This is a genomic window from Halorubrum ezzemoulense DSM 17463 (genome assembly GCF_002114285.1).
Classification (GTDB): Archaea; Halobacteriota; Halobacteria; order Halobacteriales; family Haloferacaceae; genus Halorubrum; species Halorubrum ezzemoulense.
The window spans coordinates 1-4,949 of record NZ_NEDJ01000122.1; the positions used below are offsets into that span (position 1 = coordinate 1).

Genomic DNA, 4,949 nt, shown 5'->3' on the forward strand with positions numbered 1-4,949 from the left:
AAGCCCACAACGCCAGAATTGACGATGATGTCTACAACCAGCGGTCAATGAGTGAGACCGTGTTTGCGATGCTAAAAGACGACGGCGACGAGATCCGCTCCCGGAGCTGGCACGGCCAGTTCCGGGATCTCACACGGAAGTGTATCGTCCATAACCTCGAGCAGGCGGCGAGTTAGAGCTCGCCGCCTGCTCCCCTTCTCCGAATGTATCCGAGAGAGGCATCGCCATCGTCCACCTCATGGTTTATCTGGTATCTTGTGAAACTGATGCTTTGGTCGCCGCACAATTCTGCTCGAATCGAATCGCCCGATCTGAGAATCTACAGCTAAAGCGCCGCTACCGGTAGAAGATCGAATATCGAAAATCCGATGTTGCCGCCGTCTTGCGTTCAACACGGCATGATCTCTTGAATCGACTGGTTGACTTCTTTACTAGCACTCTGAGCCTCTTCGGCGTTGTCAGATGCTGCCTCGCTCGACGCAGACACCTCCTTGGCGAACGCTCGGACCTGAACGATAGTGTCCTCCAGATCAGCCACCATGGTGTTGAACACCTCTGCGATTTCGGCCATTGAGTCGTTCTGACTGTCCGTATCAACGCGAGCCGTGAGGTCACCGTTGGCAGCCCGCGTCATGGCTTGCTGGTACTCTTTGGCCTTAGTTTCAAGATGGGCGTTAAGCTCCGCGACTTCCTTCTGTTGCTGTTCTGCCTCGGACTTGAGCCGCTCAGCTTCGCGACGTTTTTCTTCAGCGGCCTTCCGCTGCTGTGCCCTGTCGTCGACGAGGGCCTGCATATCTTGAACAATCGCGAGAGTCGCTGTGCCGCCGATAGCGAATACCGCGACAGTTGTCGTCATCAACGCCCCGGTCACCGGGTTGAAAATCTCCGGAGCGATCCCGGCTTTTTCGAGCATGAGGCTAGCGGTCCAAGTGAATCAGAGCGTTGAAGCGAAGCTGAACGCCATCCAGAACGCCGACTCAGCGTCACTATCTCGCTGATTTTTGTACCCCAAGATAGCTGCGCCGATAAAGCCGAGTGCACCCAAGGCGTCGCCAGCAGGCGCGATAACGCTATCAATAAGCATCGTGAGCTCAGTCATTTATGCTCACCCCCTCGGTATCCTGAGCAACCTCACTACGCCGGTCGTAGGCCGCGAACAGAAACACTAGCCCTGCGAGACCGATCCCTACGACGTGTTCGGTGAAATTCAAAACCATCGGCAGGACAACCGCCTCTAGGTTAGTCGCGACCATTCCGGCGACCAACAGCAAGTATCCAACAGTGAACCATTTTGTGTCCGGTCTGTGCTGACGGAGTACTGGAAACAAGCCCAGTAGCGAAACGGTTAATCCAACCAGCTCTAGTACTGAAAACGGACCGATTCCTGCCATGTCCGACATCGTGAACCCAGCGATAATAACTGCTTTCCCAAGAAATTCAATTATAATAATCACACTGAGAAGTATTAAATTAATTATGATTCTACTAGACGCGGTGTTCAGATAAGGATTGAAACGTGAGGCGGTGAGGTTTCAAAGTGATCTATGACCGAAAACGACCGCCTCGGCGGCTGTTTAGACGAGATTGGCTCTGTCAAAATCTTATTCTTCAGACATATATCCACCTGAAACAGCCGGTCGCTGAAGAGCGCGTATTGAGCGTCGAGGAGTCCATCGGTTCAAAGAGACGTTCCGATGGTCGTGCGAGACACAACGCGCGAATGGGCCACGGGGCTGGTTGGGTGCCTCTTTCTGAAGGTCAACAGAACCCAAAGAAGTGGTGAAGGTTGCTGCGTGGGTTCAGTAGGTCAGTAAATCATGTATGCGCTCTTGTGTAGCACATTTTTGATTTCAGAGAGTCGCTTTGATGGCGTGTTTGAGTGTTTTTCGTCCAGGGTTGCGGTAGAGTTCTCGTCTGAGTTGAAACGCTCGGAGATACTGTGTGAGGCGGTCTTTTGAGATGCCTTGATGCGGCGAGAGCCACCGTCGCGCCAGCGACGCGTGGCTCTCGCAGGTGTTCACGTGGACCGTGTCGTCGGCGTATTCACCGTCTCCGTGAACGACGTATTCGCGGTCGAATTGCTCATCTTCTCCAAGCGGATCGTGCGCGTAGAATCCATCGGTGTAGACGGTGAGAGGCTCCTGCTGGCTGACCGCCAGCAGGAGCCGGATCGCCGATTCGTCTGCGGATTTCGCCGGCACAACGTACCGTTGTTCGGTACCACGATCCACGAGGACGAACACGGGCGGTTTGTCTTGATCATACGTTCCGGGTCCGCGTCAAGAGAGGCCGCGAGAGCGCGACAAACGGTCGCGCTCGCGGCCTTTCAAGCCGGCAGAGACGTAGAACTCGTCAATTTCAACCGGGCCACGGAGATCGAGTGACGGCGCGTCGAGCGCTTCAGCGAAGCGCTCGACACGCCTGTGAATCGTTTTGTAGGTGACCTCGATTTCGCACTGTAACTGCCTGAGGCTCGTGTTAAACCGCAAAAACGCGCAGATCGAAAACAGCCACTTGCGGAGTGCGATCTTCGAGTGAGCGAAGATCGTGCCGGTCTTATCGTTGAACGTGCGGCCGCAATCCTTACACAGATACCGCTGAAAGTGCCCGTAGCTGCCGTTTCTGACCGCTCGGTCAGAACGGCAGCGAGGACAAGAAACGCCGTCACACCAGCGAACCTGCTGTAACAGATCCGCTGCGACTGATCCCGACCCAAACACATCCAGCGGAATCACTCGTGTCGGACACCGCTGACGCGGTGTCAGTGTCCTCTTCGACTCCACAGCGACAGCTCACCAGTATCAACAATCCCCTACAGAAGAGCGCCCCATTCTAATTGTAACGCCGAAGTAATGAAACGACGTACCGGCCTCTCTGTTGGTGTCGGGGTCGCTTTGAGTGGGTGCCTTACAGGTATTAACGAGCCACAGACGCAGATTGACTGGATCCATCTCGTGAATAAGTGGTCGAGACGAATGATACGGGGCTTGACTCCGAGTCGATTCACTCAACGATGATCGCACCACGGTGGCCGAGATCATGGTGCGGTTTACAGGCGTATCTGAAGACGCCAGTTTCAGAGAACGTTTCCTCGAAATGGATGCCAGACTCGGCGTGAACAGACTCACTACCGAAGTTACCGTCTTCGAAGACGATATTATGTCCACCTCCTTTTCCAGTCCATGACCACCGGATTGTTGTTCCGGTCGAGACCTTCACCGCATGGGGGTTGAACGCCAAGTGGGAACCGTTTCCTTTCGCCCCGGTGGTAATCTCGATAAGGTCTGTATCCGTTTGATCTGTGATGGTTCCATCGTATTCATTTGTTCCGGCGAGCCACTTATCGACAGTCGGATACTCGCTCGACGGCGCAGTGTCGACCACAACGACACCTTTCATCCCTGCGTCAGCGTGCGGTTCGCTGACGTATTTGTACGTCCCTTCTGCGTCGAAGGTGTACTCGAATGTCGTTCCTGGCCCCGAGACCGGCTGACCACTGTCGAAGGTCCCATCGGTAGCCACGACGTTGTACTCGGCGCTATCTCCGATCCACTCCCACGTCACCGTCGTGTCGGGTGCCACCTTGATCGCGGGCAGGGAGAACGACTTCGTGTTTGACACGCCGAGATACACTGTCGGCGGATCATCATACCGGAGATCGAGGATCTGGTGCGTCTGTGGATCATTCGCAGCTGCAAGCCACGTATCCAGAGAGTTCTCGTCGTCGTTGTTGCCTGCTGTGCTGGTTACACTGGTGTCGTGTCCTTGGAATTTATTGAACCCGGTCAGCGAACCGAGCCCAACAGCTACACTTGCACCGAGGAATGTGCGGCGATTGTTGGAGGGCATCTCCGCGTAGCTATTGACCTAGGTATATAAACAAAGTTGTAGATGGTTTTCATTCAATTAGAATTGGTCCGTTGAGATTCGCTCCTGGAAGGGATTGACAGTCTCAAATCTCATTCTCCGCAAGACGATCACACCTAAGGTTCTGTTGACTCGACGGAAACGCTGCTATCCTAGCAGAGCGTGAAACAAGATATGGGGCGCAAGAGACCGACGGATTTCACTTGCCATCGAGCACGTTCTGTTGACTGGTCCGTGTGCGAAAGAAGCCGAGTCATGGGCGTTACAGTCCGGATGCCGCGCCCGCGGCATCCGGGAAAGACCGAATAGGTGAATCTCTGCTTCACGCACTGGCGTCCCGGGTGAACCAACCATGTACCTCGGAATCGACGTCCACAAACGGTACGCACAGGTGGCAGTAATGGATGAGGCTGGGAAGATCGTCGAAGAGGTTCGCGTCGAGAACGCGAACCTCGGCGAGCTCGCCCAGCGGTACGCCGGCGCACAAGCCGTGCTTGAGGCGACCTCCAACTACTACCACATCCACGACACGCTGTCGGAGCACTTGGATGTGACCGTTGCTCATCCCAAAAAGATCAACCAGATCGCAGACACCGACAAGAAAACCGACCGCGTTGACGCCAAAGAACTCGCGCGGATGCTCCGGTTAAATTCGGTGCCTGAAAGCTACGTTCCAACCGAGGAGGTCAGGGAAGCTCGCGCACTCGTGCGCGGGCGACAGACCTTGGTCGAAAACCGTACCAAGTACGCCAATAAGGTTCATGGACTCCTCTCCGATCACGGCATCACCGAAGACGTGAAACCGCTAACCGTGGAGGGACGAGAGTCCCTGCGGGGACTCTCGATCCCGACGCCATTCGACACGCTGCTCGAGTCGTACCTCAACCTGATCGAGTCGCTCACCGAAGAGATTCAGAAGCTTGATGAGACGATCGAAGAGCGCGCTGGGTCTCTGTAATGAGTATGAAAACTTTTGTTAGTTAAGCTTGATAGAAGAGTAATGGAGCGCTCACGTCGAAAAGAGATTGAGCATCACTTGACTGAGGAAGAAATCGATGAACTGCTACGTGAGGCCGAAGACG

At 54.7% G+C, this 4,949-nt stretch carries 4 protein-coding genes and 3 pseudogenes; 2 read left to right on the forward strand and 5 right to left on the reverse strand.

Annotation, left to right across the window (positions count from 1 at the left end):
* Positions 1-176: pseudogene (locus B9H04_RS17330) on the forward strand (IS5/IS1182 family transposase); the annotation flags it as partial.
* 212 nt (positions 177-388) lie between these two features.
* Here B9H04_RS17330 and B9H04_RS17335 read toward each other — a convergent pair.
* The 5 genes and pseudogenes from B9H04_RS17335 to B9H04_RS17350 form a co-directional block, all read right to left on the reverse strand.
* On the reverse strand, positions 389-913 hold the full coding sequence (locus B9H04_RS17335; protein WP_248648729.1) for a HAMP domain-containing protein: 525 nt from the start codon (positions 911-913) through the stop codon (positions 389-391).
* Between the two features lie 21 nt (positions 914-934).
* Entirely contained in the window at positions 935-1,099 is a 165-nt protein-coding gene (locus tag B9H04_RS19340) for a hypothetical protein (RefSeq protein WP_248648728.1), read from the reverse strand.
* Positions 1,092-1,391 (reverse strand): 7TM diverse intracellular signaling domain-containing protein, encoded by a 300-nt coding sequence (locus B9H04_RS17340; RefSeq protein WP_049901876.1) that lies wholly within the window; start codon positions 1,389-1,391, stop codon positions 1,092-1,094. Before B9H04_RS17340 ends, B9H04_RS19340 begins: the two co-directional genes overlap by 8 nt.
* Positions 1,392-1,850: 459 nt before the next feature.
* Positions 1,851-2,735 (reverse strand): annotated as a pseudogene (locus B9H04_RS17345) (IS1595 family transposase).
* A gap of 268 nt (positions 2,736-3,003) precedes the next feature.
* A complete protein-coding gene (locus tag B9H04_RS17350) occupies positions 3,004-3,849 on the reverse strand; it encodes a halocyanin domain-containing protein (protein ID WP_248648727.1) in 846 nt (281 codons plus the stop codon).
* Positions 3,850-4,219: 370 nt separating this feature from the next.
* Here B9H04_RS17350 and B9H04_RS17355 point away from each other — a divergent pair.
* A pseudogene (locus tag B9H04_RS17355) lies at positions 4,220-4,822 on the forward strand (IS110 family transposase); the annotation flags it as partial.
* Between the last annotated feature and the right edge of the window lie 127 nt (positions 4,823-4,949).

Coding starts and splice junctions, on each gene's coding strand:
- B9H04_RS17335 (WP_248648729.1), bottom strand. CDS start 913: ATGCTCGAAAAAGCCGGGATCGCTCCGGAGATTTTCAACCCGGTGACC.
- B9H04_RS19340 (WP_248648728.1), bottom strand. CDS start 1,099: ATGACTGAGCTCACGATGCTTATTGATAGCGTTATCGCGCCTGCTGGC.
- B9H04_RS17340 (WP_049901876.1), bottom strand. CDS start 1,391: ATGGCAGGAATCGGTCCGTTTTCAGTACTAGAGCTGGTTGGATTAACC.
- B9H04_RS17350 (WP_248648727.1), bottom strand. CDS start 3,849: ATGCCCTCCAACAATCGCCGCACATTCCTCGGTGCAAGTGTAGCTGTT.